Here is a 616-nt window from a genome sequence, read left to right as displayed (position 1 = left end):
ATGAGCACGAACGATCAGAACGCCACACCCGAGCAGCGCCGTCCCAAGGACGTCGGCCCGATGACCGGGAAGCCGGAACCCGCTGACAAAGAATCTCTGGCTCCCACCACAGTCCAACCAACCGGCTCGAAGGACGAAAGCGAGAGGCCGGTCGTGAACCCTGTTAGCGGCGTCGCGGTCTGAAAGGATTTCCCGCGTATCGACGCAGGGCGCGCCGGTTCTGAAAAATGAGTCATTCCCCAAGATCATTCCGATACGTCGTAAGATCGATTCGCTTGAGGCCAGTTCGTGGGTACAGGCGGGTGGCGGTACACGATACAGGACCAGCATCTTGTAAAACGGTGTTCGTTTCTTCGTGAAACGGCGCGGGCCGATCAATTCCGACGAAACCGGGTATCTCGGTGGACTAGCGACGGAGCCACCGAATGAGGCAATTCCGCGATTTAGATAATTCGGCGCATCAAGGCGTCCGCCCCACGATCCCGACATTTCTGACGGTCGTCGGTGCCGCCGCCGTGCTGGTGCTCGCTCGGGATGTATTTCTTCCGCTCGCGATAGCGCTCCTTCTCACCTTCGCGTTGGCACCGGTCGTATCGGTATTGCGGAGAATCGGCCT

Annotated in this window: 2 protein-coding genes; both read left to right on the top strand. The window is 59.3% G+C overall.

The features are described 5' to 3' along the window. Positions 1–183 (top strand): hypothetical protein, encoded by a 183-nt coding sequence (locus tag ACPYOI_RS35870; RefSeq protein ID WP_481417901.1) that lies wholly within the window; start codon positions 1–3, stop codon positions 181–183. A 242-nt stretch (positions 184–425) separates the two neighbouring features. After that, the coding region (locus tag ACPYOI_RS35865; RefSeq protein ID WP_481424146.1) for a hypothetical protein at positions 426–616 on the top strand (191 nt) is incomplete at its 3' end.

The sequence above is a fragment of the Rhizobium sp. SVR5-2C genome (genome assembly GCF_056755115.1).
This window is presented reverse-complemented; position numbering and strand designations above follow the sequence as displayed.

Excerpts from the sequence above, each read along its gene's own strand:
- ACPYOI_RS35870 (WP_481417901.1), top strand. The coding sequence starts at position 1 with ATGAGCACGAACGATCAGAACGCCACACCCGAGCAGCGCCGTCCCAAG.